The following is a 26,253-nucleotide window of genomic DNA, read 5'->3' on the forward strand; positions in this document are numbered from 1 at the left end:
CGTGCGGAGCCGATAGACCGTCACCGTGAGCAGCAACGTCACGGCGAGCAGCAGGGCGGAGGCAGCGGAGGCGCCGCCGATGTCGTTGCGGGTGAAGCCGAGGGTGTAGGCGCGGGTCATCCAGACCTCGGTGGAGCCGGCCGGGCCGCCGCCGGTGAGGACGTACACCTCGGTGAAGACGCGCAGGCTGCGGATCACGGCGAGCGTGACGACGATGGCGAGCGCGGGGCGGATGGCGGGCAGGGTGACATGGCGCAGCCGCTGCCAGAGTGAGACGCCGTCCATCGCGGCGGCCTCGTACAGCGTCCGGTCGACGCCCGCGAGACCGGCGAGGATGATCACCATGTTGTACGGAGCGCCGATCCAGACGCCCATGGCCATCACGGACCACAGGGCGGTGTCGGGGTTGTCCAGGAAGGGCACAGGGCCGAAGCCCACCACACCCAGCACGCTGTTGAGGAAGCCGTCGGAGGTGGGGTAGTACAGCAGCCGCCACATCTCGCCGACCACGGCCGTCGCGGTGACGACGGGCAGGAAGACGGCGGTACGGAGGAACTTCAGGGAGCGGGTCTGGCCTTCGAGCAGCAGAGCGAGCACGAAGCCGACGAGGATCGCGCCGGCCGCCTGACCGATGCCCAGGATCAGGGTGTTGTTGATGGCGTCCAGGAAGCGGTGGTCGGTCAGGACCCGGGTGTAGTTGTCGAGGCCGACCCACTTGTCGCCGAGGAAGGGCCGTACTTCGAAGAGGCTGAGCCAGAGGCCCTTGCCCATCGGGACGAACTTGAAGACGAGGGCGAGGAGGAGACCGGGGGCGAGGAACAGCCAGGGGAGCGCGGCCCGCCGATAGCCGCCCCGGCGACGGGACTTGGGCGCCTCGGACTTGGGCCCTGGGGACTTGGGTACGCCCGCGGGGGTCAGGGTTGCGGTCATGAGATCAGGTCCTGGTCCTTGAGATCACCGGTCAGCGTCTCGTTGAGCTCCTGCAGACCGGCGCGGACGTCGCTGCCGCAGTAGGTGAACACCGCGTTGAGGCTGTCGGCGGTGTCCTGCCTGATCGGGGCGAAGTCCAGAGCGGCGGGGAACTGCTTCGAGGCGTCGCGGTACGCCTGCTGCACGGTGGCCCAGCGTTCGTCGTCCCGTACCTGCGCCGCGTCGAGCGTGGTGTTGACGGGGATGCGGACGACGGGCTGGTTCTCACCGGTCATCGCGAGCTGCTGCGCCTCGGGCGTGATGAGGAACTCGGCGAGGGCCTTCTCCTGCTCGGCCTTGCCGGTCTTCGCGCCGAAGTAGATGTTCTCGCCCTCGGCCAGCGCGGTGGCGCCGTCGGGGCCTGCCGGGGCCTGGACGACTTCGTACTTGTCCTTGCCGGGCGTCGCGTCGAAGGTGGCGATGTTGTACGGGCCGGTGAGGTACATCCCGGCGGTGCCGTCCTGGAAGTTGGTGGCGTTGCCCGTGGTGGAGGTCAGGGCGCTGGGCTGGACGATGTTCTTCGCGCCGCAGAAGAGGTTGTCCTTCAGCCAGGACACGGTGCGTACGGCGGCTTCCGAGTCGGCGACCGCGCGGTACTTGCCAACGTTGTCAGGGTCGGGCTCGACGAGTGAGGCGCCGCCCTGCCAGAGGAAGGTGGCGGCCCACCAGGCGGCGTACCCGTTCTGGGCACTGCCGGGGACGACCATGCCGTACGTGTCGTTCTTGCCGTTGCCGTCCGGGTCACGGGTGGCGAATGCCTTGGCGAGGGTGAGCAGGTCCTGCCAGGTCCTGGGCTGCGGAAGGCCGACCTTTTCGCGCCAGTCCTTGCGGACCATGAGGGTCATGGCCTGGCGGGAGTACGGGATTCCGTACGTACGCCCGTCGAGTCCTCGAGCCGTGCCCCAGGTCTCGCCGTCGATCTGCTCGTGGCCGGCTATCGCGTCGGGGTCGATGGGCTTCAGCAGGCCCTGGCGCTGGTAACTGCCCAGCGAGCCGCTGTCGTTGATCATGACGTCGGGCAGGTCCTTGATGGAGGCGCGACTCTGGAGTTGCTGATCGAAGTTGACGATCGGCTGGAAGTCGACCTTGATGCCGGTCTTCTTGGTGAAGGCGGCGAAGACCCGTTCGTAGGTGGCGGCGGCGTCCGGATTGCTCCGGGTCCAGACCTCCAGGGTGTTCGGATCACCGGAGTCCGCGGTGTCCGATCCGGATCCGCAGGCGGCGGCCGAGAAGACGAGTGCCGTGGCGGCGAGTGTGGCGGCTGTGCGGCGGCCCCGTTGCTGTCGCTGAGCCATGCGCCACCTCCATTCACATACGCGAAAGCGATTCATGAATCTAAAAGGTTGCTGCAACGTAGAATGGTTTCGGCCACGTGTCAAGGAATGTACGGTTCCGTATCAGCCGCCAATTCAGCCGTCACCACTGGCCGCACATCTCGGGAGGAGCGCACATGTCCGCCGTCGCGGAGGAGCCGAGGATGGTGAAGTCGGCGCAACGAGCCCTGGTGGTCCTGGAGGTGCTGGCCGACGCGAAGGGGCTCATCCCCGTCACCGAGCTGCACCGGCGCACCGGCTTTCCGCGCTCCAGCCTGCACCAGCTGCTGCACACGATGATCGCGATGCACTGGGTCGAGCCGTCCGCCGACGGTACGTCGGTCCGGCTGGCCAGCAGGGCGCTGCTCGTCGGCACCTCGTACCTCGATGCCGACCAGGCGTTGCCGTACGCCGTCCACACCCTGGAGGAGATCCGCGAGGACACCGGCTACACCGTGCACTACGCCCGGCTGGACGGCTCCCATGTCCTCTACCTCGCGACCCGCGAGACCACCGAACCGCACCGGGCCACTTCACGCGTGGGCCGCCGCCTCCCCGCGTACGCCACAGCCCTCGGCAAGGCCCTGCTCGCCGAACTGACGGCGGCCGAGGCGGACGCCCTGCTGCCGTCGGGCCCCCTCACCGCCCTCACCGAACGCACGGTCACCGACCGGGACACCTTCGCCCGCGAACTGCGGGAGACCCGGGAGCGCGGGTACGCCGTCGAACACGAGCAGAACACCCGGGGCATCGGCTGCGTCAGCGTCACCGTCCCCTACCGCATCCCGGCCACCGACGCGATCAGCTGCTCCATGCCCCTCGCCGACGCCGAAACCGCCGAGGCGACGGCCAAGGTCGCCACGGTCCTCCAGGAGCACGCCCAGCGCCTGGCGACCCGGCTGCGCGCGGAGGGCATCCGCTGACCGGCACCCGAGGGCTCCCTCAGGTCGCCGACTCCCGGTAGGCAGCCGCCTCCTCCAGATCCAGCCGCCGCAGCAGCGTCCGCAGCATCTCGTCGTCGATGAAGCGAGCGTCGCGCAGCTTCACGAACACCTCCCGCTCGGCGCCGATCATCTCGCGCGCCAGGCGGCGGTACGTGTCGTCCACGGTCTCCCCGGTCACGGGGTTCACCGAGCCGAGCCGCTCCCACACCGCGTTGCGGCGCCGCTCCAGAACCGAGCGGAGGCGCTCTTCGAGCGGGGGCGGCAGGGCGTTGCGCTCGTCCGCGAGGAGTTCGTCCAGGTGCCGCTCGGCGGCCCGGGACGCCTGCGCCTGGGCGTTCGCCTCCGCGAGCGTCTCCGCCTGCACGTCGCGCCCGGGCAGCTTCAGCATCCTGATCAGCGGGGGCAGCGAAAGGCCCTGCACGACCAGCGTCCCGATGACCGTCGTGAAGGTCAGGAACAGGATGAGGTTACGTCCGGGAAAGTCCTCGCCGCCGTGCATCGTCAGCGGGATCGAGAACGCGATGGCGAGCGAGACGACACCCCGCATCCCGGCCCAGCCGACGACGAACGGCCCCTTCCAGCTGGGGTTCTCCTCCCGCTTCCGGATCCGCGGGGACAGCATGCGCGGCAGGAAGGTCGCCGGATACACCCACACGAACCGGGCGGCGACGACCACCAGGAAGAGGGCCACCGCGTACCAGGCGGCGCTGACACCCTCGTACTCCCCGAGCCCTCTCAGGACGACGGGCAGTTGCAGGCCGATCAGTGCGAAGACCGCCGACTCCAGGACGAACGCGACCATCTTCCACACCGCCTCCTCCTGGAGCCGGGTGGCGAAGTCGACCTGCCAGGAGCGGTGCCCGAGATAGAGGGCGACGACGACCACGGCGAGCACTCCGGAGGCGTGCACCTGCTCGGCGACCGCGTACGCGAAGAAGGGGATCAGCAAGGAGAGGGTGTTCTGCAGCAGCGCCTCCTTCAGGTGCGTACGTAGCCAGTGGATCGGCACCATCAGCAGGAGCCCGATCCCGATGCCGCCGAGCGCCGCGATCAGGAACTCGCCGATGCCGCCCGCCCAGCTCGCGCCCTCCCCGACGGCGGCGGCGAGCGCCACCTTGAAAGCGGTGATCGCGGTCGCGTCGTTCACCAGGGACTCGCCCTGCAGGATCGTGGTGAGCCGCGAGGGCAGCCCGACCCGGCGCGCGACCGCCGTCGCCGCCACCGCGTCCGGCGGCGCCACCACCGCGCCGAGCACCAGGGCCGCGGTGAGCGGCAGGTCCGGCACGATCAGATACGCGGCCCAGCCGACGACGAGCGTCGCGAACAGCACGTACCCCACCGACAGCAGCGCCACGGGCCGTATGGACGCCCGCAGATCGAGATACGAGCTGTCCGTGGCCGCCGTGTACAGCAGCGGGGGCAGCAGCAGCGGCAGCACCACTTCGGGGTCGAGGGTGTACTCGGGCACCCAGGGGACGTACGAGACGGCCAGGCCCACCGTGACGAGCAGCAGGGGCGGCGGGACCGGGGTGCGGCGGGCCACACCGGCGATCGCGGCGCAGCCCGCGATCAGCAGAAGCAGGGGCATCACATGCATCGGTTCCGGCCCGCCTTCGTTCTTGAAATGTTTTCACCGCGCCCGTCGTAACCTGGCCATCATGAAACAGTGCACGCACACCGCCTCGCTGCCGCGTCCGGAACCCGGACCGCTGAGCGAGACCTGCCTCGAGTGCCGTGCCGCGGGTACGCACCCGGTGCAGCTCCGGCTGTGCCTGGACTGCGGTCACGTAGGCTGCTGCGACACATCGCCGATGCGGCACGCGACAGAGCACCACAAGGAGACGGGACATCCGATGATGCGCTCACTAGAGCCCGGTGAGAGCTGGCGATGGTGCTTCGTCGACCACGTCATCGTGTGACCCCGGATCCGTGAGATTCGACGGTCCGACGCCTGGGTACGTCAACCCGGCGCGCGTTCTTCCCAATTGGGCCCGCAGACCCCCTAGCCACTGTGCGTATAACTATGTTTACTATGAGTGACAACAACGGGGTTGGGGTCCCGGGGACAGAAAACCTGAGAGCGCGGTAGCGTCACCGCTGAACCACGTAGCGCGTTACCCCGAGGGGCGACCCTCGGTCCCCGATAGAGCTTGTACCACCTTGGAGGTGAGGGTGTCCCAGATCGCAGGCGAGCCCGCGACCCAGGACTTCGTGGAAGTCCGGCTGCCGGCTGCGGGTGCCTACCTGTCGGTGCTGCGTACGGCCACGGCCGGCCTCGCGGCGCGTTTGGACTTCACCCTCGACGAGATCGAGGACCTGCGCATCGCGGTCGACGAGGCGTGCGCGATTCTGCTGCAGCAGGCCGTGCCCGGTTCGGTACTCAGCTGTGTCTTCCGCCTGATCGACGACTCGCTGGAGGTGACGGTCTCGGCCCCGACCACCGACGGCCACGCCCCTTCGCGGGACACGTTCGCCTGGACCGTGCTGTCGGCCCTCGCGGGCAAGGTGTCCTCCTCGGTCGCCGACGACAAGACCGTTTCGATCAGCCTCTACAAACAGCGCGGCGCGGGACCCGGGCCGGCGTGAGGAACGGGGACGGGCCGGTGCGGGACGAAGAGCGCGGCACAAGGAAACTTCCCGCTGAGGGCGTCGGCAGCCCCAGCGGGCCCCGACGCATGGCGTCGGAGGGTGTCGACGGCATCCCCGAGCAGCAGGCCCGGCCGCATCCGGAGGACGACTCCTCGGCGGCCGGAGCCCCTCTGCTCGGGGGTCCAGGGGGATCTCCCGGGACGGAGTCTGGGGGATCGCCCCCGGAAGGGCGGCTGCGGGTGACGGGCGGGACTATGAGCGAGCAGCACGAGCGACACTCCGGTAACGGCACCGAGGGCGCCTCGGTCGTACAGCACGTACGGCACGACCATCAGGACCGCAGCGGCGCGCGGGCCAAGTTCATCGAGCTGCGCATGCTGCCGGAGGGCAGCCCGGAGTACGCGGAGCTGCGCAACCAACTGGTCCGGATGCATCTCCCGCTCGTCGAGCATCTCGCGCGCCGCTTCCGCAACCGCGGCGAGCCGCTGGACGACCTCACGCAGGTCGCCACCATCGGCCTGATCAAGTCGGTCGACCGCTTCGACCCGGAGCGCGGCGTCGAGTTCTCCACGTACGCGACGCCGACGGTCGTCGGTGAGATCAAGCGACACTTCCGCGACAAGGGCTGGGCGGTGCGCGTCCCGCGCCGGCTCCAGGAGCTGCGCCTGTCGCTCACCACGGCCACCGCGGAGCTCTCGCAGCAGCACGGCCGCTCCCCCACCGTGCATGAGCTGGCCGAGAAGCTGGCCATCTCGGAGGAGGAGGTCCTGGAGGGCCTGGAGTCGGCCAACGCGTACTCCACGCTCTCCCTGGACGTTCCCGACACGGACGACGAGTCCCCGGCGGTCGCGGACACACTGGGCTCCGAGGACGAGGCCCTGGAGGGCGTCGAGTACCGCGAGTCCCTGAAACCGCTCCTGGAGGACCTGCCGCCGCGCGAGAAGCGGATCCTGCTGCTGCGCTTCTTCGCCAACATGACCCAGTCGCAGATCGCCCAGGAGGTCGGCATCTCCCAGATGCACGTCTCACGCCTCCTGGCCAGGACACTGGCCCAGCTGCGGGAGAAGCTGCTCGTCGAGGAGTAGGAACCGGTACGGGCTTGTTCTCGTACGAACCTGTTCTTGTACGGGCCTGAATGCGCCGGTTACTTCTGGTTCTGCACGTTCCCGGGTCCGCGGATCCCAAGGGCCCGGGTCGTCTCCGGGTTCAGCAGGAGCACCAGCGCCGCGACCGCGACGACGGCCAGGGCGATGCCGCCCGGGATGGCCAGACTGTCGGCCTGGAGGAGCGTCCAGGCCACCGGCAGCGCCATGATCTGCGTGATGATCGCGGGACCCCGGCTCCAGCTGCGCTGCTTGAGCAGACCGCGCGCGGCCAGCAGCGGCAGCAGCGCGAGCACGACCAGCGTGATCCCGCCCGTGACGGCCTGCTGCCGGTCGTCCGGGTCACCGGCCAGACCCATCACCAGGATGTAGACGCCTGCCGCGACCAGGGCGAGGCCCTCAAGGGCGGCCAGCGCCGCCGCGGCGGTCAGCCGTCCGGGGCGGGGGCCTGTCTCGGGGGCGTCCGGGGTGGGGGTCTTCGCAGAGCTCACACCTGAAGGGTAGCCCTCGGCCCCCTTCCCGCGGCTGCCCGATCCCCCTTCCCGATCCCCTCGGTATGGGCCGAGTACACCCAGGTAGGTACGCTGCATCGCATGCGTGCACTTCTTGTGGTCAATCCGGCAGCTACTACCACCAGCGCACGCACGCGTGACGTCTTGATCCACGCCCTGGCGAGCGAGATGAAACTCGAGGCGGTCACCACCGAGTACCGCGGGCACGCCCAGGACCTCGGCCGGCAGGCGGCGGAGAGCAAGGACATCGAGCTGGTCGTGGCCCTCGGCGGCGACGGCACGGTCAACGAGGTCGTGAACGGCCTGCTGCACCAGGGCCCCGCCCCCGACCGTCTGCCCCGCCTCGCCGTGGTCCCCGGCGGCTCGACCAACGTCTTCGCCCGCGCCCTGGGTCTGCCCAACGAACCCGTGGAGGCCACCGGCGCCCTGCTCGACGCGCTGCGCGAGAGCCGGGAACGTACGGTCGGCCTCGGTATCGCGGCCGGCACCGCGGGCACGGAGGACGAGGCGGTCCCGTCCCGCTGGTTCACGTTCTGCGCGGGCTTCGGCTTCGACGCGGGCGTCATAGGCCGGGTCGAGCAACAGCGCGAGCGCGGCAAGCGCTCCACGCACGCCCTTTATCTGCGCCAGGCGGTACGCCAGTTCCTGGACGAGCCCCATCGCCGGCACGGCATGATCACCTTGGAGCGGGCCGGTGAGGATCCGGTGTCCGATCTGGTGATGTCCATTGTCTGTAACACCTCTCCGTGGACGTATCTCGGCAATCGCCCGGTGTATGCGTCACCTAAGGCCTCGTTCGAAACTGGCCTGGACGTACTGGGTCTCAGCCGGATGTCCACGCCGGCGGTCGCCCGATATGCCACGCAGTTGCTCACTTCGTCCCCCGAGAAGGGCCCCCATGGCAAGCACGCCCTCTCCCTGCACGATCTGACGGACTTCACCTTGCATTCGAAGGTGCCACTCCCCCTTCAGATGGACGGCGACCATCTGGGGCTGCGTACGAGCGTGACGTTCACAGGCGTTCGCCGTGCACTGCGTGTGATTGTGTGAGCAGAAGGGGCTAAAGTCCTTTCACTCGAACGTTTAGGCCAGGGTCCACCCCATGGAAGTACGGCTGTGACCTAGTCGACACCGAGGAATCAAAAAAAACTTTCCAGAAGGGGTTGTATCCGCCGCTGAGGTTTGCGAGTCTCTACGTGGCGCTCGGGGCGGCCCGCAGAATCGGCCCCACAGAGAGCCAGAACCCCTCCTCACATCAAGGACGACGCCAGTCCATCTGGTAGTCGACCCTTCACTTGTTGAGGGATTCGTGAAAGCGTTCACATTCACAAGCAACCTGTATGTAATACCAAGGAGAGGTAGCAGCCATGGACTGGCGTCACAACGCCGTTTGCCGCGAGGAAGACCCCGAGCTCTTCTTCCCCATCGGCAACACCGGTCCTGCGCTGCTGCAGATCGAGGAAGCCAAGGCCGTCTGCCGCCGCTGCCCCGTCATGGAGCAGTGCCTGCAGTGGGCGCTCGAGTCCGGCCAGGACTCCGGCGTCTGGGGTGGTCTCAGCGAGGACGAGCGCCGCGCCATGAAGCGCCGCGCCGCCCGCAACCGGGCCCGTCAGGCCTCCGCCTGACAACCCACCCCGCAACAGCCTGAGCTTGGCGGCGCGTACGGCGAGTACGCATCTCCCGCCCCCGAGCCGCAGCGCGCAGTACCCCGCCGATGCGCAAGCGCATAGCACACGAGCACTGGCCCCGGATCACTCAGTGATCCGGGGCTCATTGCTGTGTGTGACCACTGGTGCGACTTCTGCGTCCTACCTCCTGGTCCTACCTCCTGCGTCCGCGTGCGTTACTTACGCACCCGCACCGGGATGTCCAGGATCACCTGCGTACCGCGCTCGGGTGCCGGGACCATGTCGAACGTACCGCCCAACTCGCCCTCCACCAGGGTCCGTACGATCTGCAGGCCGAGATTGCCCGAGCGCTGCGGGTCGAAGCCCTGCGGGAGGCCGATGCCGTCGTCCTGGACGGTGACCAGGAGCCGGGTCTCCGCGGTGGTGCCGCCGCGGACCGCCGAGACCTCGACGGTGCCGCGGTCGCCCTCGCGGAAGCCGTGCTCGAGCGCGTTCTGCAGAATTTCCGTGAGGACCATGGAGAGCGGGGTGGCGACCTCGGCGTCGAGGATGCCGAAGCGGCCGGTGCGCCGGCCCGTGACCTTGCCCGGCGAGATCTCGGCCACCATGGCGAGTACGCGGTCGGCGATCTCGTCGAACTCGACGCGCTCGTCCAGGTTCTGAGAGAGCGTCTCGTGCACGATCGCGATCGAGCCGACACGGCGTACGGCCTCTTCGAGGGCTTCGCGGCCCGTGTCGGAGTCGATACGGCGGGCCTGGAGCCGCAGCAGGGCCGCGACCGTCTGGAGGTTGTTCTTCACCCGGTGGTGGATCTCCCGGATGGTCGCGTCCTTCGTGATCAACTCGCGCTCGCGGCGGCGGAGTTCGGTGACATCCCGCAGGAGTACGAGGGAACCGACCCGGGTGCCCTTGGGTTTGAGCGGGATCGCGCGGAGCTGGATCACGCCGTCGTCGCTCTCGATCTCGAACTCGCGGGGCGCCCAGCCGCTGGCGACCTTGGCCAGGGCCTCGTCCACCGGGCCCCGGGACGGGGCGAGTTCGGAGGTGGTCCTGCCGAGGTGGTGGCCGACGAGGTCGGAGGCGAGGCCCAGGCGGTGGTACGCCGACAGCGCGTTCGGCGACGCGTACTGGACGACGCCGTCCGCGTCCAGCCGGATCAGGCCGTCGCCCACCCGGGGCGAAGCGTCCATGTCGACCTGCTGGTTCGGGAACGGGAAGGAGCCCGCCGCGATCATCTGCGCGAGGTCGGAAGCGCTCTGGAGATAGGTCAGTTCGAGGCGTGAGGGGGTGCGCACGGTGAGCAGGTTGGTGTTGCGGGCGATGACGCCCAGGACGCGGCCCTCCCTGCTCACGGGGATGGACTCGACCCGTACCGGAACCTCCTCACGCCACTCCGGGTCGCCCTCACGCACGATCCGGCTCTCGTCCAGGGCGATGTCCAGCATGGGGCGACGGCCGCGGGGGACGAGGTGGCCGACCATGTCGTCCTGGTACGAGGTGGGGCCGGTGTTGGGCCGCATCTGGGCCACGGAGACATAGCGGGTGCCGTCGCGCGTGGGGACCCACAGGACGAGATCGGCGAAGGAGAGGTCGGAGAGAAGCTGCCACTCCGAGACCAGCAGATGGAGCCACTCGAGATCGGAGTCACCGAGAGCGGTGTGCTGGCGGACGAGGTCGTTCATGGAGGGCACGAGTGCGAGCGTACCTGGGCACTCGGACATGGCCCGAAAACATGGCTAGGCGAGCAAACGGCTGGGGGTCCGGGGGTCGTCCCCGGAATGATGCGGCACCCGCGGGCCGCGGCGCCTGAGAGGGACCCTCAACCCTCCCGGCACCGCAGCCCGGAGCAGCAACGGCCGTGGGGTGTGCGGTCCCGGTCGGCCGAAGGATGAGGAGCCGGCGCAGTCAGGGCAGAGAGCCCCGGTTCCTCGGTCCGCCTTCCTGTGCGGGGAAGGCGGAGGCTTGGTCGGTCAGACTGCTTGATCGTTCCGTTGCGCTTTCAAGCTTGTCTCCGCAATTGTGGACTAGACCACTCCACCGTGTCCATGCGTTGACGGATGTTTGTTGTTGTCTCTTTATCCAACAACCTCGCGCTCAGTATCCACCACGCACCCTAACCCCGGACGGTTCAGAAGCGGGAGCAGATCGCAGTTCTGCTAGATTGGTCTAAACCACAGATGTCGTTGAGTTCGTTGAGTCCCCCTCCTTCAGAACGGCAGGCCCAGCGTGGAAGTTGTCATCGTTCCGGACGCCGCGGCAGGTGGCGAGCTCATCGCCGAGGCCATGACGGCGCTGCTCCGGCGCAAGCCCGACGCCCTGCTCGGCGTGGCGACCGGCTCGACTCCGCTGCCCGTTTACGAGGCGTTGGCGGCGAAGGTGAGCGCCGGAGCCGTGGATGTCTCGCGGGCCCGGATCGCGCAGCTCGACGAATACGTGGGGCTGCCGGCCGAGCATCCCGAGTCGTACCGTTCCGTGCTGCGACGTCAGGTGCTGGAGCCGCTGGGGCTGGCAGCCGGGGCGTTCATGGGGCCGGACGGGGCGGCTTCGGATGTGCAGGGGGCGTGCGAGGCGTACGACAAGGCGCTCGCGGAGGCCGGCGGGGTCGATCTCCAGTTGCTCGGCATAGGGACCGACGGGCACATCGGGTTCAACGAGCCCTGCTCGTCACTCGCCTCGCGTACGCGGATCAAGACGCTGACCGAGCAGACCAGGGTCGACAACGCGCGGTTCTTCGACGGGGACATCAAGCAGGTTCCGCATCACGTCATCACTCAGGGGATCGGGACGATTCTTCAGGCGCGGCATCTGGTGCTGCTCGCCACGGGCGAGGGCAAGGCGGATGCCGTCGCGGCGACGGTCGAGGGGCCCGTGGCCGCGGTGTGTCCCGCCTCGGCGCTCCAGTTGCATCCGCATGCCACGGTCGTCGTGGACGAGGCGGCGGCTTCCGAGCTGAAGCTCGCGGACTACTTCCGGCACACGTACGCCAACAAGCCGGACTGGCAGGGCATTTAGGGTTCGCCTCCGGGCGTGCGAAGGTGCCGGGCCCCTTCCGTGGGGCCCGGCACCTTGTTTGTCGCTTGCCTCGCTCGGGTGGGCGTGGCCGTCGGCTCACGCCCCGGCGATGACCTCCGCCGCCGCCAGACCGCAGACACGGGCCGCCCCGTGCGTGGCGATGTGCAGCGCGCCTCGCGGCGGGGACTGGGGTACGCCCATCTCGACCACGATCGTGTCGGGGCGGGCGGCGAGGAGGGTGTCCAGGGCCCCGGCCATCCAGGCGTGACGGTGAGCATCACGCACCACGGCAACGACCCGCCGGCCCTCCGCGGCCGCGAGCGCATCGGCCCCGGCCCGCTCCCCCGCGAAACGCCCCGTCTCCGTACCCGGCAGCATCCGCCGAAGCTCGGCGGCGACTCCCCACGGCGTCTCGTCACCGACGGCGATATTGGCGACGGGCGTGAAGGCGGCGACGTACGGCGCCTCGGTGAGCGGCACGAAGTGCTCCGCACGTGTCACGGTCAGTGCACGCCGCGCCGCGACCAGGCCCACGTCGGCACGGGGCGACGTCCCGGAGAGCCCGGCCGAAACGGCCCCCGTCCCCGAAGGCGGGCCCGGCACCGAAGCCGTCCAGGCCGCCAGCTCCCGTACTCGTCCCGCCGCGTCCGCCAGCCGTTCCTCCGGCAGTTCGCCCGCACGTACCGCCGAGACCAGTGCGTCCCTGAGGCGCAGTACCGTCGCGTCGTCCGCCAGGCCTCCGCCCACGCAGATGGCGTCGGCGCCCGCGGCGATCGCGAGGACGCTGCCCCGTTCGATGCCGTACGTCGCGGAGATGGCCTGCATTTCCATGCCGTCGGTGACGATGAGGCCGTCGTAGCCCAGTTCCTCGCGGAGCAGACCCGTGAGGATGCGGTGGGAGAGGGTCGCGGGATGCGCCGGGTCCAGGGACGGGACCAGGATGTGGGCACTCATCACCGCGCGCGTGCCCGCCTCGATGGCCGCGCGGAACGGGGCCAGCTCCCTGGAGTGCAGGACCGACAGCTCGGCGTCTATGCGCGGTAGTGCGTGGTGCGAGTCGACCGCTGTGTCGCCGTGGCCCGGGAAGTGCTTGGTGCAGGCCGCCACGCCCGCGGACTGGAGTCCCGATACGTATGCGGCCGTGTGCCGGGCCACCAGGGACGCGTCGGCGCCGAAGGAGCGTACGCCGATGACCGGGTTGCCGGGGTTGGAGTTGATGTCGGCGGACGGGGCCCAGTTGAGGTTGACGCCGCAGGCGGCCAGGCGGCGGCCGAGTCCGGCGGCGACCTCCCGGGTCAGCGCGACGTCGTCCACCGCACCCAGGGCGTGGTTGCCCGGGAACGACGACCCCGTACGCACCTCCAGGCGCGTGACGTCGCCGCCCTCCTCGTCGATGGCGACCAGGACGTCGTCGCGCTCGGCACGCAACTGGGCGGTCAGGGCGGACAGTTGCGCGGGCGAGGCGATGTTCCGGCCGAAGAGGCCGACCGAGGCCAGGCCCTCTCCCAGCCGCCGCAGCAGCCAGGAGGGAGCCGAGGTTCCGGTGAAGCCTGGCTGCAGGACGGCAAGGGCGTCGCGGGTCAGGGTGGAGGTTCCATCGGTGAGTGTCGTCATCGGTGGCGTTATCCCTTCACGGCGCCGGAGGTTAGGCCCGAGGCCATCTTCTTCTGGACGAGCATGAAGAAGACGACAACCGGGAGGGCGATGAGTGTCGAGGCGGCCATCAGCGCGCCGTAGTCGACGCCTCGGGACGTGGTGAAGTTCATCAGCCACACGTTCAGGGTGTACTTGTCGTTGTCCTGGAGCACCACGTAGGCGAGCAGGTACTCGTTCCACGCGTTGATGAGCGAGAAGATCGAGGCCGCGGCGAGGCCCGGAGCGAGCAGGGGGAAGATGACGCGCCAGAAGGCGCCCATCCGGCTACAGCCGTCGACCATCGCCGACTCCTCGAGCTCCTTGGGGATGTTGATGACGAAGCCGCGGATCATCCAGGTGGCGAAGGGCAGCGCGGAGACCAGGTAGATGACGATGACGCCCCAGTACTCGTTGAGCGCGCCCAGGCCGTTGAGCTGGATGTAGATGGGGATGAGCATCGCGGTCGGCGGCAGCAGCTGGATCACCAGAAGCGCGATCATGAACGCCTTGCGGCCGGTGAAGTGGAACCGGCCGATCGCGAACGCGGCGACCGTCGACAGCAGCATCGCCCCGACCACGGCGGTGACGCAGATGATCAGGCTGGATTGGATCGCCGAGCCGAAGTTCGGAGCGTCGATCGCCCGCTTGAAGTTGTCGAAGGAGATCGAGGACGGCCACAGTGTCTGGTCGTAGCTGCGGATCTCGTGGTTGGGCCGCAGCGCGCTGACCACCAGCCAATAGACCGGGAAAGCCATCACGACCAGGGCGAGGACGCCGACGAGGTTGTAGACGTGCCGGCTCTTCTTCTTGCGGTCCGGACGCGGTGCTGGACGGCGCCCCAGGCGGGGCGGTGCCGGGCGGGTGGGCGGCCCGGGGCGCGTGGACGTCGTGGCGCTCACTCGACCTCTCCGATCTTGAGCAGTTGGCGCAGGTAGTACACGGCCACGCCGGAGAGCAGCAGCACCGTGATGAGCGAGATGGCCGCGCCCTGGCTGAAGGAGTTGGACTCGAAGGCCTTCTCGAACGAGTAGATGCCCAGGAGGCTGTACTCGGGCTCCGGTTCGTTGCCGCGCATCAGGAAGACCTGGCCGAAGACGTTGAAGTCCCAGATCACCGAGAGCGTGGCGACCATCTGGAAGACCGGCTTGATGACGGGCCAGGTGACGTAGCGGAACACGCCGAACGCGCCCGCGCCGTCCAGCGCCGCAGCCTCCTCGAGCTCCCTGGGCACCTGGGTGAGGGCGGCGTAGAGGGTGATGGTGACGAACGGGATGGCGCCCCAGATGACGACGGCGGCGATGATCAGGAAGCCCTGCTTGGGGTCGAGCCACCAGTTGTGGCCGCGGAAGTCGAGCCCCAGATACTTCGTCAGCACCATGTTGACGACGCCGTAGTCGGAGTCGGCGAACCAGCGGAAGATCGAGGTCGCCACGAGCAGCGGCATGGCCCAGGCGGCGACCAGTGCGGCGGTCAGGGCGAGCCGGATCCACGTACTCATGCGCTGCATGGCCTGGGCGAGGAACAGCCCGGCGCCCATGGTGGTGACGACGCAGGCGACCATGAACAGCACCGTGCGCCATACGACGTCCCAGAACTCGCCGTCGCCGAGGATGTTGGTGAACTGCTCGAAGCCGACCCACTCGGCAGCCTGACCCGTCCAGAGCTCCCGGCGTCCCACGTCCTGGAAGGACATGATCACCGTTTTGACGAGCGGCCAGACGAACACCGCGGCGATCGCCACGACCGTCGGGGCTATCAGGGCGTACGGCAGATAGGCGCCCGCTCGCTTCTTCGGCGCTCTCCCGGCTGCCGGCCGCGGAGTGTCGTGGTGCGCGGGGGGCGGTGGGACGGACACCGGAGGGGCGGGTGCTTTCATTTCGGCGGCACTCACTGTGCTGGCCTTCCGTTCGAACCGGTAACCGGGGGCGGGGACAGCGGGCTCAGGGGTTGGCCCGCCGTCCCCGACGGATCAAGGCGTCAGGAAGCCTCGTTGATCAGCTCGTCGATCTCCGCGTCGGCGGCCTTGGTGGCCTCCTCGACCGACGTGCCCTTGAGGATGTCGAGCAGCATCAGCTCGAGCGTTTCCTTCTTCTCGACCGCGGCCCAGCCCGGCGCGATGGGCGTGAACCAGGCGTCCGGCACGGCGTTCGCGATCGGAGCCGTCTCCGGCTTCGCCTTCAGCGGCTCCAGCTGCTTGGTGTTGTTCGGCAGGATGTCCTTCTCGGCGAGCGCGGCCTCCGACTTCTCGCTGGTGAAGATAGAGATCCAGTCCTGTGCCAGATCCTGGTTCTCCGACTTGGAGACGGTGGCCAGGTCGGAGCCGCCGATGAAGCTGGGCAGCGCCTTGCCGTTCGGGCCGGGCATGCCGGCTGTGACGATCTTGTCCTTCAGCTTGGGGTTGCCGTTGGCCGCCGGGTCGATGACGCTGCCGGACTCCCAGCCGTTGCCGTAGATCAAGGCCGTCTTCTGGTTGGCCATGACGTTGGCGTGGTCCTGCTCGTCCTTGGTCTGGTCGCCGTTGTTGTACTTCTTGACCAGGTCGACGTAGTGCTGAATGCCCTGCTGCGCCTCGGGAGAGGAGAGCGTGGCCTTCCACTTCTTGCTGCCCTCGTCGTACTCGGCGATCTGGCCGCCGTAGGCGGCGACGTACGACATGGCGGCGTACCAGTAGCGTCCCGGCAGGTAGAGCGGCGAGAACGCCTTGTCCTTCTTGCCGTACTCGGCCTCGAGTTGGCCGAGCGCCTCGGTCAGGTCGGCCTCGGTCTCGGGGATGGTGTCCTTGCCGGTGGCGGCCTTGAACATGTCCTTGTTGTAGATGGCCACGCGCGCACCGGCGTAGTAGGGCACGCAGTACATCTTGCCCTCGTAGGAGCAGGTGTCCTTCAGGCCGTCGATCCAGGTGTCGGAGTTGTCGTACTTCTTCTCATCGATCTCGCCGAGGGCCCCGTTGAGGATGTACGTCATGGTCTCGGTGTTGCCGAGCTCGACCACGTCGGGGAACTTGTCGCCGGACAGGGCGGCGTCGAGCTTCTTCGTCTTGTCGCCCCACTGCTGGTACTGGACGTTGACCTTGACGCCCGGGTACTTCTCGCTGAACTCGGCGTTGGCCTGCTTGACCAGCTCCGGCCAGCTCGTCTGGGCGTCCACCATCAGCCAGACCGTCAACTCGCCCTTGCGGTCCTTCGGATCCTCGGCCGCCTCGCTGCCGCCGCCTCCGCACGCCGCGATGGAGACCATCATGCCCGCGACACCGACGGCCGCGATGAGCTTGCGCTTCATGTCACCCCTCCTCGCCTGGCCCCCAGTGGTGTAGACCAGTTGGCGGGAGCTTGGCCTAGACCTGGAGGGGTGTCAAGGGAAGGCAGACCCGTCCGGACGTCCGTTATGGGAACTACATATTCAAGAACCTTTAAGCAAGAAAGTGGCAAAAAGAGCAGGTGAGTTCACTGACCCCGGGTGGACCACTCCAATGTGGTGGACTAGACCAGAGGGGACAGCGAACGGTATATAGGAGAGATCACGGAGCGTGCGAGGGACACTCGCACGACAGGCCGTGCCACGATGTGAGCCGTGCCGACGCGTACGTCGGCCGCATCGGCACCAGGAGCCGGGAAGGCAGAGCATGAGCACCGACGTCAGCAGTGCGGAGAACGAGGGTGGGTCCCCCATCCGTACCGCGCGTGTGCCCAAGTACTACCGCCTCAAGAAGCACCTGCTCGACATGACGGAGACGCTGCCGCCCGGAACGTCCGTACCCCCCGAGCGCACTCTGGCCGCCGAGTTCGACACCTCGCGCACCACCGTCCGCCAGGCACTCCAGGAACTCGTCGTCGAGGGGCGGCTCGAGCGCATCCAGGGCAAGGGCACCTTCGTCGCCAAGCCGAAGGTCTCGCAGGCGCTCCAACTCACCTCGTACACCGAGGACATGAGGGCCCAGGGCCTCGAACCCACCTCGCAGCTCCTGGACATCGGCTACATCACCGCCGACGACACCCTCGCCGGGCTTCTCGACATCTCGGCGGGCGGCCGTGTGCTGCGCATCGAGCGGCTGCGCATGGCCAACGGCGAGCCGATGGCGATCGAGACGACACATCTGTCCGCGAAGCGCTTCCCGGCGCTGCGCAGGTCGCTCGCCAAGTACACGTCGCTGTACACGGCATTGGCCGAGGTGTACGACGTCCGTCTCGCCGAGGCCGAGGAGACCATCGAGACCTCCCTGGCCAATCCGCGCGAGGCCGGCCTGCTCGGCACGGACGTGGGCCTGCCCATGCTGATGCTGTCGCGGCACTCGCTGGACAAGGACGGGCAGCCGGTGGAGTGGGTGCGGTCGGTGTACCGGGGGGACCGGTACAAGTTCGTGGCGCGGCTGAAGCGCCCTCAGGAGTAGAACCATCAAAGTCCCTGCGGGGCACGCCAGTTCGTGCGGCGCAAAACTACTGGTGCACGCGGTGTGGCGCTGTTCCCTCACCTGCTTTACGGTCCTCCCCGTCATCGCATGGACGGGAGGACGACCCGGTGCGCACTGCGAACACTCGATCCATCGTCATCTGGACGCTCGTCGCGCTGGTGGGCGCGGCCGGCTGGGCCGTACTGGCGCTCTCGCGGGGCGAGGAGGTGTCGGCCGCCTGGATGGTGGCGGCGGCTCTCGGCTCGTACGCCATCGCCTATCGCTTCTACTCGAAGTTCATCGCGAACAAGGTCCTCAAGGTCGACAAGACCCGCGCCACGCCCGCCGAGCGGCTCAACAACGGCATCGACTTCCATCCGACCGACCGGCGCGTGCTGCTCGGCCATCACTTCGCGGCGATCGCCGGCGCGGGTCCGCTGGTGGGGCCCGTACTGGCCGCGCAGATGGGGTATTTGCCCGGCACCATCTGGATCATCGTCGGCGTGATCTTCGCGGGCGCCGTACAGGACATGGTGGTGCTGTTCTTCTCGACGCGCCGCGACGGCAGGTCGCTCGGGCAGATGGCGCGCGAGGAGATCGGGCCGTTCGGCGGGGCCGCGGCCCTGCTCGCCGCCTTCGCCATCATGATCATCCTGCTCGGTGTGCTGGCCCTGGTCATCGTCAACGCCCTCGCCGAGTCGCCCTGGGGCACCTTCTCCATCGCGATGACGATCCCGATCGCCCTGCTGATGGGCTTCTACCTGCGGGTCCTCAGGCCAGGACGGGTCACCGAGGTCTCGCTGATCGGCATCGCGCTGCTGCTGCTCGCGCTGGTCTCCGGGCGGTGGGTCGCGGAGTCGTCCTGGGCCGACACCTTCACGCTGGAACCCTCCACACTCGTGATCTGGCTGGTGGCGTACGGCTTCATCGCCTCGATCCTGCCCGTGTGGATGCTCCTTGCACCGCGCGACTACCTCTCCACGTTCATGAAGATCGGCACCATCTTCCTGCTCGCGCTCGGCGTCGTGATCGCCCTGCCGACGCTGAAGATGGACGCGGTCACGGACTTCGCCTCACGCGGTGACGGCCCGGTCTTCGCGGGCTCGCTCTTCCCGTTCGTCTTCATCACCATCGCCTGCGGGGCGCTGTCCGGCTTCCACTCGCTGATCTCGTCCGGTACGACGCCGAAGATGATCCAGAAGGAGACGCAGGTCCGGATGATCGGGTACGGCTCCATGCTCATGGAGTCCTCGGTCGCGGTCATGGCGCTGATCGCGGCGTCCGTCATCGACCCCGGTCTGTACTTCGCGATGAACGCCCCGGCCGGGGTCATCGGCGACTCGGTGCAGAACGCCTCGCAGGTGGTGGGGAGTTGGGGCTACCAGATATCCCCGGAGGACCTTGCGGCGGCGGCGCGGAACGTCGAGGAGGCGTCGCTGCTGTCGCGGACCGGCGGCGCTCCCACGCTCGCGATCGGTATCTCGGACATCTTCTCCCAGATCACCGGGGACAGTCTGCGCGCGTTCTGGTACCACTTCGCGATCATGTTCGAGGCACTGTTCATCCTGACCGCGCTCGACGCGGGCACCCGCGTGGGCCGCTTCATGCTCCAGGACACGCTCGGAAACCTCTACAAGCCCTTCAAGAACGTGAGCTGGAAGCCCGGGCTCGTCATCACCAGTGCCATCGTCTGCGGTCTGTGGGGCTACTTCCTGTGGGTGGGCGTCCATGAACCGCTCGGCGGCATCAACCAGCTGTTCCCGATCTTCGGTATCTCCAACCAGCTGCTCGCAGCGGTCGCGCTGGCCGTCTGCACGACGCTGCTGGTGAAGTCCGGGCGCCTCAAGTGGGCCTGGGTCACCGGGGTTCCGCTCGCCTGGGACGCCACGGTCACGCTGACGGCAAGCTGGCAGAAGGTGTTCTCCAGCGATCCGCGCGTCGGCTTCTTCAAGCAGCGCTCGGTTTACCAGGACGCCATCGACCGGGGCGAGGTGCTCGCGCCCGCCAAGAACATGGACGACATGCGTACCGTCGTCACCAACTCCACGGTGGACGGCGTCCTTTCGGCGGTTCTCGCGCTGCTCATCGTGATCGTGATCGTGGACGCGACCAGGGTATGCATCAGGCATGTACGCCGTCCCGCGCTGTCCACGCTCAGCGAGGCGCCGTACGTGGAGTCGAAGATCGTCGCCCCGGCCGGGCTGATCCCGACCCGGGAGGAGAAGGAGGAGGAACACGATGCTGTCGGGGCTGCTCCGGGTTCTTAGGTCCGTGCGGTGGTACGTGCGGGAGTTGACCGACGAGTCCGCGTACGACCGTTACGTCACCCATGTCCGTACGGCACATCCGGACGCACTCGTACCGTCCCGCCGCGAGTTCGAGCGGGAGCGCACGGAGCGTCAGGAGTCGGATCCACGGCAGGGGTTCCGTTGCTGCTGATCACACGCGGTCGCCACGGAATGCGCACATTTGCTTCCGTATTCCGGACGGGGGTTCCATGAGGCGGAACTGTCCCTTAGATTTCCTGCGCGTTGCAAGGTGATCAGTGAGGGGACGGAGTCGCCATATGTCAGAAACGTCCGATGCGCCAAGAGCGTCCGAAGTGAAACCACCGGTGGTGACGCCGGTCCGTGTGGTGATCGCCCTCTGCCTGTTCGCGCCGTTCGTGGCGATGCTCTGGGTGGACTCGTACGCGAAGGTCGACCCGGCCTTCATCGGCATCCCGTTCTTCTACTGGTACCAGATGCTGTGGGTGCTCATCTCCACGGCGCTCACGATGATCGCGTACCAGCTGTGGCAGCGTGACCAGCGCGCCCGCAAGGCCGACCGGTCCGAGGCCTCCCAGAACGGGGGTGCGTCGGCATGAACGACGGCGTGAACGGCGTCGCACTCGCCGTCTTCATCTTCTTCTTCCTGGCCGTCACGGTCATGGGCTTCCTGGCCTCGCGCTGGCGCAGGGCCGAGAACGAGCACAGCCTCGACGAATGGGGCCTGGGCGGGCGGTCGTTCGGCACCTGGGTCACCTGGTTCCTGCTCGGCGGCGACCTCTACACGGCGTACACCTTCGTGGCGGTCCCGGCGGCGATCTACGCGGCGGGCGCGGCCGGCTTCTTCGCCGTGCCCTACACGATCCTCATCTACCCCCTGATCTTCACCTTTCTGCCGCGGCTGTGGTCGGTGTCGCACAAGCACGGGTACGTGACGACCTCGGACTTCGTGCGCGGGCGGTTCGGCTCGAAGAGCCTGTCGCTGGCGGTGGCCGTGACCGGCATCCTCGCCACGATGCCGTACATCGCGCTCCAACTGGTCGGCATCCAGGCGGTCCTTGACGTGATGGGTGTCGGCGGCGGCGAGAACACGAACTGGTTCATCAAGGACCTGCCGCTGCTCATCGCCTTCGGCGTGCTGGCGGCGTACACGTACTCGTCGGGGCTTCGCGCCCCCGCACTGATCGCGTTCGTGAAGGACACTCTGATCTACATCGTGATCGCGGTGGCCATCATCTACATCCCGATCAAGCTGGGCGGCTTCGACGACATCTTCGCCGCGGCCGGCGACGCGTACAGCCAGACCAACGAGGCGACAGGGGCGCCGCGCGGTGCGCTGGTCCCGGCCGAGGCGGGCCAATGGACTTACGCCACGCTGGCGTTGGGCTCCGCGCTCGCGCTGTTCATGTACCCGCACTCGATCACGGCGACGCTGTCCTCACGCAGCCGTGAGGTGATCCGCCGCAACACCACGATCCTGCCGCTGTACTCCCTGATGCTGGGCCTGCTCGCGCTGCTCGGCTTCATGGCGATCGCGGCCGGAATCAAGGTGGAGAACGGGCAGCTGGCCATCCCTCAGCTCTTCGAGAACATGTTCCCCGCCTGGTTCGCGGGTGTCGCGTTCGCGGCGATCGGCATCGGCGCGCTCGTACCGGCGGCGATCATGTCCATCGCGGCGGCGAACCTCTTCACCCGCAACATCTACAAGGACTTCATCAAGCCCGATGCGACTCCGGCCCAGGAGACCAAGGTTTCGAAACTGGTCTCGCTCCTTGTGAAGGTGGGCGCGCTGGCCTTCGTCCTGACCATGGACAAGACGGTCGCGATCAACTTCCAGCTCCTGGGCGGCATCTGGATCCTCCAGACCTTCCCGGCCCTGGTCGGCGGCCTGTTCACCCGCTGGTTCCACCGCTGGGCGCTGCTCGCGGGCTGGGCGGTCGGCATGGTGTACGGGACGGTGGCCGCGTACGGGGTCGCCTCCCCGACCCAGAAGCACTTCGGCGGCTCCAACGCGGAGATTCCGGGGCTCGGCGAGATGGGCTACATCGGGCTGACGGCGTTCGTCCTGAACGTGGTGGTGACGGTGGTGCTGACCTTCGTACTGAAGGCGGCGAAGGCGCCGGACGGCATCGACGAGACGTCTCCGGGGGACTACACGGCAGACGCGGGGGATGAGGGAGTGCAGGTGGAGCTGCCTCCGGCTACGGCTGGGGCCGGGCACTAGGTGCCGGGCCGCCAGGGGGAGTTCGCCGCCCCCTGGCGGCCCGGCTGGTCACGGCTACGCTGCCGCCGTGGCCGGGCGTGGGCTGAGATCCCCCCGTACTGACATCCTCGTACGGGAAAACCGCAGGCCGTTGTCGTACCCCTGATGCACACTGCACCGCATGGACATCGCGATCAGGCGGGCAACCCCGGAGGAGTACGAGACTCTCGGCGAGATCACCGCGCAGGCCTATCTCGGGGACGGGCTGCTCGACTTCGGGGAAAGTGACTGGTACCTGGGCGAGCTGCGGGACGTCGTCAAGCGGGCCGCCGCGGCCGAGGTGCTGGTCGCCGTCGAGCACGACCGCGTGCTGGGCGGCGTGACGTTCGTACCGTCCGGCGGGCCGATGGCCGACATCGCGGGCCCCGGGGAGGCCGAGATACGAATGCTCGCGGTCGCCCCGGAAGCCCGCGGCCGGGGCGTCGGAGAGGCGCTCGTACGCGCCTGCACAGATCGCGCACGGGCCACCGAAGGCTGCGTACGCATCGTCCTGTCGACCCAGCGCACCATGCACTCAGCCCATCGCATCTACGAACGTCTCGGCTTCACCCGCACTCCGGAACGCGACTGGAACCCGATCCCGCACCTCGACGACATCAGCCTGCTGGCCTACGAGTTGGAGCTGTAGAGGCCGTCACCACGCACGCGGCTCTTCAACCTCCGCCCGCACTTCGGCGATCTCCGCCTGGTAGGCCGGGTCATTGCGCCACTCGTCCAGCTCGGCGGCTGCGCGCCGGTACTGCTCCCGGACGTACGCCTCGTGCACAGCCATTCCGATGGCGTCCGCCGGCGTGACGCGCCAGGCGGCAGCCAGCTCTTGCAGCTCGCGATACGTCTCTTCGTCCAGGCGCAAGCTGATGGTCTCCGGCGTCATGGAGGCACCGTAACGCAACGCCTTCGCCTGTTGCGTCCCACCGAGGTTCCGCGATGCAACACAACATGTGGGGTTCACTCTCGTAGCCCGACACAACATGTATGCTCATGTTCGCTGTCGCCGCAGGGGAATCCGGTGCGAATCCGGAACTGTCCCGCAACGGTGTACTTGTGCATGCCTGTCCCCGGGACCGGCCGTGCGCGAGCGTCAGTCCGAGGACCTGCCGACAGCGCGCCCAGGCCAATCCGGTCCGGGCGACCATGACCGTCCGGGCCTCGCGGAGTGGGCCGGTGGACGCGGCGTCCCGCTGTCGCAGAGCGCGTACGCCCGTGTGCCCCGAACCCCCTCTCCCCGCAGGCCCCTTGCCGAGCGAGGGAGAGCCCCACGTGACCATCGCGCCAGCCGAACCGGTTTCAGCAGCCCCGGAGACCGACAGTCCCGGAACTGCGCTGTTGCGGACCCTGACCGGCCTCACCGCCGACCTCCCCGACACCGACCCCGGCCGGGTCGCCGCCGCCGCGTTGCGCGGCCGGTCCGCCCGCGCGGACGAGACGGAGTTGCGCGAGCTGGCCACCGAGGCGGCGGCCGGCCTCATCTCCGAGGACCCCGCCTACTCGCGGCTGGCCGCCCGCCTGTTGACCATCGGCATCCGCGCCGAGGCCGCCTCGCAGGGCGTCACGTCCTTCACCGAGTCCGTCGCCGTGGGGCACCGGGAAGGGCTCATCGCCGACCGGACCGCCGAGTTCGTACGCATCCACGCCGAGCGACTCGACTCGCTCATCGACCCCCAGGCCGACGACCGCTTCGGCTACTTCGGCCTGCGTACGCTCCACAGCCGGTACCTCCTGCGGCACCCGATCACCCGCGAGGTCATCGAGACGCCCCAGCACTTCATGTTGCGCGTCGCCTCTGGTCTCGCCGAGGACGGCACCTCCCGGTCCGTGGACGAAGTCGCGGCCCTCTACGGACTCATGAGCCGCCTCGACTACCTGCCCTCCTCCCCCACCCTCTTCAACTCCGGTACGCGGCACCCCCAGATGTCGTCCTGCTACCTCCTCGACTCCCCCAAGGACGAGCTGGACTCCATCTACGAGCGCTACCACCAGGTCGCCCGGCTCTCGAAGCACGCGGGCGGCATCGGCATCGCGTACTCCCGGATCCGTTCCCGCGGTGCGCTGATCCGCGGCACGAACGGGCACTCCAACGGCATCGTCCCGTTCCTGAAGACCCTCGACGCCTCGGTCGCCGCCGTGAACCAGGGCGGCCGGCGCAAGGGTGCCGCAGCCGTCTACCTGGAGACCTGGCACTCCGACATCGAGGAGTTCCTGGAGCTGCGCGACAACACCGGCGAGGACGCCCGCCGTACGCACAACCTGAACCTCGCGCACTGGGTCCCGGACGAGTTCATGCGCCGGGTCGACGAGGACGGCCTGTGGTCCCTGTTCTCCCCCTCCGACGTACCCGAACTGGTCGACCTGTGGGGCGAGGAGTTCGACGCCGCGTACCGCAAGGCGGAAGCGGACGGCCTCGCGAGGAAGACCCTCCCGGCCCGCGATCTGTACGGCCGCATGATGCGCACCCTCGCGCAGACCGGCAACGGCTGGATGACCTTCAAGGACACCGCCAACCGCACCGCCAACCAGACCGCCCTGCCCGGCCACACGGTCCACTCCTCCAACCTCTGTACGGAGATCCTGGAGGTGACGGACGACGGAGAGACGGCGGTCTGCAATCTGGGGTCCGTGAACCTGGGTGCCTTTGTCGACATGGCGACCGGTGATCTCGACTGGGAACGGCTCGACGCCACCGTCCGCACCGCCGTCACCTTCCTCGACCGCGTCGTCGACATCAACTTCTACCCGACCGAGCAGGCGGGCCGGTCGAATGCGCAATGGCGCCCCGTCGGCCTGGGCGCGATGGGCCTCCAGGACGTCTTCTTCAAGCTGCGGCTTCCCTTCGACTCGGCCGAGGCCAAGGCCCTCTCCACTCGCATCGCCGAGCGCATCATGCTCGCCGCGTACGAGGCCTCCGCCGACCTCGCCGAGCGCAGCGGCCCGCTTCCGGCCTGGGAGAAGACCCGTACGGCCCGGGGTGTGCTGCACCCCGACCACTACGACGCCGAGCTCACCTGGCCCGAGCGCTGGGCGGCCCTGCGCGAGCGCATCGCCACCACCGGCATGCGCAACTCCCTCCTGCTCGCCATCGCGCCCACCGCCACGATCGCCTCCATCGCCGGCGTCTACGAGTGCATCGAGCCGCAGATCTCCAACCTTTTCAAGCGCGAGACCCTGTCCGGCGAGTTCCTCCAGGTCAACTCGTACCTGGTGAACGAGCTGAAGGAGCTGGGCGCCTGGGACGCCCGTACCCGCGAGGCGCTGCGCGAGGCGAACGGTTCGGTGCAGGACTTCGCCTGGATCCCCGAGGACGTACGACGGCTCTACCGCACGGCGTGGGAGATCCCTCAGCGCGGGCTGATCGACATGGCCGCGGCCCGCACCCCGTTCCTGGACCAGTCCCAGTCCGTGAGCCTCTTCCTGGAGACGCCGACCATCGGCAAGCTCTCCTCGATGTACGCGTACGCCTGGAAGTCGGGCCTGAAGACGACGTACTACCTGCGCTCGCGCCCGGCGACCCGCATCGCCCGCGCGGCCGGTTCCTCCTCGGCCGCCGCCCCCGTCCCCGTACAGCAGGCCGTCGACCCCGACGCGGTCGCCTGCTCCCTGGAAAACCCCGAGTCCTGCGAGGCCTGCCAGTAAT

General features: G+C 68.3%; 24 protein-coding genes and 1 riboswitch. Of the genes, 14 read left to right on the top strand and 10 right to left on the bottom strand.

Going from position 1 to position 26,253, the window contains the following annotated elements; genetic code table 11:
* Positions 1 to 930, bottom strand: a 930-nt coding sequence (locus tag IEZ21_RS05750) for a carbohydrate ABC transporter permease (protein WP_189320756.1), incomplete at its 3' end; no start/stop codon positions are given.
* Entirely contained in the window at positions 927 to 2,264 is a 1,338-nt protein-coding gene (locus tag IEZ21_RS05755; RefSeq protein ID WP_189320757.1) for a sugar ABC transporter substrate-binding protein, read from the bottom strand. The genes IEZ21_RS05750 and IEZ21_RS05755, both read right to left, overlap by 4 nt.
* Before the next feature lie 155 nt (positions 2,265 to 2,419).
* Between IEZ21_RS05755 and IEZ21_RS05760 the strand changes: the two genes are divergently transcribed.
* Positions 2,420 to 3,205 carry an IclR family transcriptional regulator gene (locus tag IEZ21_RS05760; protein WP_189320758.1) on the top strand — a complete coding sequence of 262 codons (786 nt, stop codon included), beginning with the start codon at positions 2,420 to 2,422 and terminating at the stop codon, positions 3,203 to 3,205.
* Positions 3,206 to 3,224: 19 nt separating this feature from the next.
* On the opposite strand, the gene IEZ21_RS05765 is transcribed toward IEZ21_RS05760, so the two are convergent.
* Positions 3,225 to 4,823, bottom strand: a complete 1,599-nt coding sequence (locus IEZ21_RS05765; RefSeq protein ID WP_189320759.1) for a Na+/H+ antiporter — start codon at positions 4,821 to 4,823, stop codon at positions 3,225 to 3,227.
* Between the two features lie 61 nt (positions 4,824 to 4,884).
* On the opposite strand from IEZ21_RS05765, the gene IEZ21_RS05770 reads away from it, so the two are divergent.
* The 3 genes from IEZ21_RS05770 (at position 4,885) to IEZ21_RS05780 (ending at position 6,900) form a co-directional block, all read left to right on the top strand.
* Positions 4,885 to 5,145, top strand: a complete 261-nt coding sequence (locus IEZ21_RS05770; RefSeq protein ID WP_165341782.1) for a UBP-type zinc finger domain-containing protein — start codon at positions 4,885 to 4,887, stop codon at positions 5,143 to 5,145.
* Positions 5,146 to 5,398: 253 nt separating this feature from the next.
* Positions 5,399 to 5,812 (top strand): ATP-binding protein, encoded by a 414-nt coding sequence (locus IEZ21_RS05775; protein ID WP_033320057.1) that lies wholly within the window; start codon positions 5,399 to 5,401, stop codon positions 5,810 to 5,812.
* On the top strand, positions 5,809 to 6,900 hold the full coding sequence (locus IEZ21_RS05780) for an RNA polymerase sigma factor SigF (RefSeq protein ID WP_189320760.1): 1,092 nt from the start codon (positions 5,809 to 5,811) through the stop codon (positions 6,898 to 6,900). The genes IEZ21_RS05775 and IEZ21_RS05780 overlap by 4 nt, the downstream gene beginning before the upstream one ends.
* 59 nt (positions 6,901 to 6,959) lie before the next feature.
* Here the strand turns inward: IEZ21_RS05780 and IEZ21_RS05785 are convergent, their stop codons facing one another.
* Positions 6,960 to 7,409, bottom strand: a complete 450-nt coding sequence (locus IEZ21_RS05785; RefSeq protein ID WP_189320761.1) for a hypothetical protein — start codon at positions 7,407 to 7,409, stop codon at positions 6,960 to 6,962.
* A 102-nt stretch (positions 7,410 to 7,511) separates the two neighbouring features.
* On the opposite strand from IEZ21_RS05785, the gene IEZ21_RS05790 reads away from it, so the two are divergent.
* Together IEZ21_RS05790 and IEZ21_RS05795 are read left to right on the top strand one after the other, a co-directional pair.
* The gene (locus IEZ21_RS05790) at positions 7,512 to 8,480 is read left to right on the top strand and encodes a diacylglycerol/lipid kinase family protein (RefSeq protein WP_033320054.1); all 969 of its coding nucleotides are present in this window, start codon (positions 7,512 to 7,514) and stop codon (positions 8,478 to 8,480) included.
* Between the two features lie 317 nt (positions 8,481 to 8,797).
* A complete protein-coding gene (locus tag IEZ21_RS05795) occupies positions 8,798 to 9,055 on the top strand; it encodes a WhiB family transcriptional regulator (RefSeq protein ID WP_016639615.1) in 258 nt (85 codons plus the stop codon).
* A 218-nt stretch (positions 9,056 to 9,273) separates the two neighbouring features.
* Here IEZ21_RS05795 and IEZ21_RS05800 read toward each other — a convergent pair whose 3' ends face one another.
* Positions 9,274 to 10,740: a sensor histidine kinase gene (locus tag IEZ21_RS05800; protein WP_033320136.1), complete on the bottom strand. Its 1,467-nt coding sequence runs from the start codon at positions 10,738 to 10,740 to the stop codon at positions 9,274 to 9,276.
* Between the two features lie 544 nt (positions 10,741 to 11,284).
* Between IEZ21_RS05800 and nagB the strand changes: the two genes are divergently transcribed.
* Positions 11,285 to 12,070 carry a glucosamine-6-phosphate deaminase gene (gene nagB / locus IEZ21_RS05805; RefSeq protein ID WP_189320762.1) on the top strand — a complete coding sequence of 262 codons (786 nt, stop codon included), beginning with the start codon at positions 11,285 to 11,287 and terminating at the stop codon, positions 12,068 to 12,070.
* A 96-nt stretch (positions 12,071 to 12,166) separates the two neighbouring features.
* Here nagB and IEZ21_RS05810 read toward each other — a convergent pair whose 3' ends face one another.
* From IEZ21_RS05810 to IEZ21_RS05825, 4 genes are all read right to left on the bottom strand, one after another.
* Complete coding sequence (locus tag IEZ21_RS05810; protein ID WP_189320763.1) at positions 12,167 to 13,684, bottom strand: glycoside hydrolase family 3 protein; 1,518 nt, start codon at positions 13,682 to 13,684, stop codon at positions 12,167 to 12,169.
* A gap of 8 nt (positions 13,685 to 13,692) precedes the next feature.
* A complete protein-coding gene (locus IEZ21_RS05815) occupies positions 13,693 to 14,547 on the bottom strand; it encodes a carbohydrate ABC transporter permease (protein WP_189320944.1) in 855 nt (284 codons plus the stop codon).
* Between the two features lie 53 nt (positions 14,548 to 14,600).
* Entirely contained in the window at positions 14,601 to 15,596 is a 996-nt protein-coding gene (locus tag IEZ21_RS05820) for a carbohydrate ABC transporter permease (RefSeq protein ID WP_189320764.1), read from the bottom strand.
* Positions 15,597 to 15,682: 86 nt separating this feature from the next.
* Positions 15,683 to 16,984: a sugar ABC transporter substrate-binding protein gene (locus IEZ21_RS05825; RefSeq protein ID WP_189320765.1), complete on the bottom strand. Its 1,302-nt coding sequence runs from the start codon at positions 16,982 to 16,984 to the stop codon at positions 15,683 to 15,685.
* Positions 16,985 to 17,327: 343 nt separating this feature from the next.
* Between IEZ21_RS05825 and IEZ21_RS05830 the strand changes: the two genes are divergently transcribed.
* The 6 genes from IEZ21_RS05830 to IEZ21_RS05855 all read left to right on the top strand — a co-directional run bounded on the left by IEZ21_RS05830 (position 17,328) and on the right by IEZ21_RS05855 (position 23,250).
* Positions 17,328 to 18,092, top strand: a complete 765-nt coding sequence (locus tag IEZ21_RS05830; RefSeq protein ID WP_189320766.1) for a GntR family transcriptional regulator — start codon at positions 17,328 to 17,330, stop codon at positions 18,090 to 18,092.
* 128 nt (positions 18,093 to 18,220) lie between these two features.
* A complete protein-coding gene (locus IEZ21_RS05835; protein WP_189320767.1) occupies positions 18,221 to 20,359 on the top strand; it encodes a carbon starvation CstA family protein in 2,139 nt (712 codons plus the stop codon).
* Complete coding sequence (locus tag IEZ21_RS05840) at positions 20,331 to 20,531, top strand: CstA-like transporter-associated (seleno)protein (protein WP_189320768.1); 201 nt, start codon at positions 20,331 to 20,333, stop codon at positions 20,529 to 20,531. Before IEZ21_RS05835 ends, IEZ21_RS05840 begins: the two co-directional genes overlap by 29 nt.
* A gap of 127 nt (positions 20,532 to 20,658) precedes the next feature.
* Entirely contained in the window at positions 20,659 to 20,958 is a 300-nt protein-coding gene (locus tag IEZ21_RS05845) for a DUF3311 domain-containing protein (protein ID WP_189320769.1), read from the top strand.
* A complete protein-coding gene (gene mctP, locus IEZ21_RS05850) occupies positions 20,955 to 22,583 on the top strand; it encodes a monocarboxylate uptake permease MctP (RefSeq protein WP_189320770.1) in 1,629 nt (542 codons plus the stop codon). The genes IEZ21_RS05845 and mctP overlap by 4 nt, the downstream gene beginning before the upstream one ends.
* 160 nt (positions 22,584 to 22,743) lie before the next feature.
* The gene (locus IEZ21_RS05855) at positions 22,744 to 23,250 is read left to right on the top strand and encodes a GNAT family N-acetyltransferase (RefSeq protein WP_189320771.1); all 507 of its coding nucleotides are present in this window, start codon (positions 22,744 to 22,746) and stop codon (positions 23,248 to 23,250) included.
* 6 nt (positions 23,251 to 23,256) lie between these two features.
* Here IEZ21_RS05855 and IEZ21_RS05860 read toward each other — a convergent pair whose 3' ends face one another.
* Complete coding sequence (locus tag IEZ21_RS05860; RefSeq protein ID WP_189320772.1) at positions 23,257 to 23,496, bottom strand: hypothetical protein; 240 nt, start codon at positions 23,494 to 23,496, stop codon at positions 23,257 to 23,259.
* A gap of 101 nt (positions 23,497 to 23,597) precedes the next feature.
* Positions 23,598 to 23,738: riboswitch (cobalamin riboswitch) on the top strand.
* Between the two features lie 144 nt (positions 23,739 to 23,882).
* On the opposite strand from IEZ21_RS05860, the gene IEZ21_RS05865 reads away from it, so the two are divergent.
* Positions 23,883 to 26,252 (top strand): ribonucleoside-diphosphate reductase subunit alpha, encoded by a 2,370-nt coding sequence (locus IEZ21_RS05865; protein WP_189320773.1) that lies wholly within the window; start codon positions 23,883 to 23,885, stop codon positions 26,250 to 26,252.
* Position 26,253: the final 1 nt, after the last annotated feature.

Origin of the sequence: Streptomyces flaveus, from assembly GCF_014647675.1 — a bacterium.
In the GTDB taxonomy this organism is placed as follows: domain Bacteria; phylum Actinomycetota; class Actinomycetes; order Streptomycetales; family Streptomycetaceae; genus Streptomyces; species Streptomyces flaveus.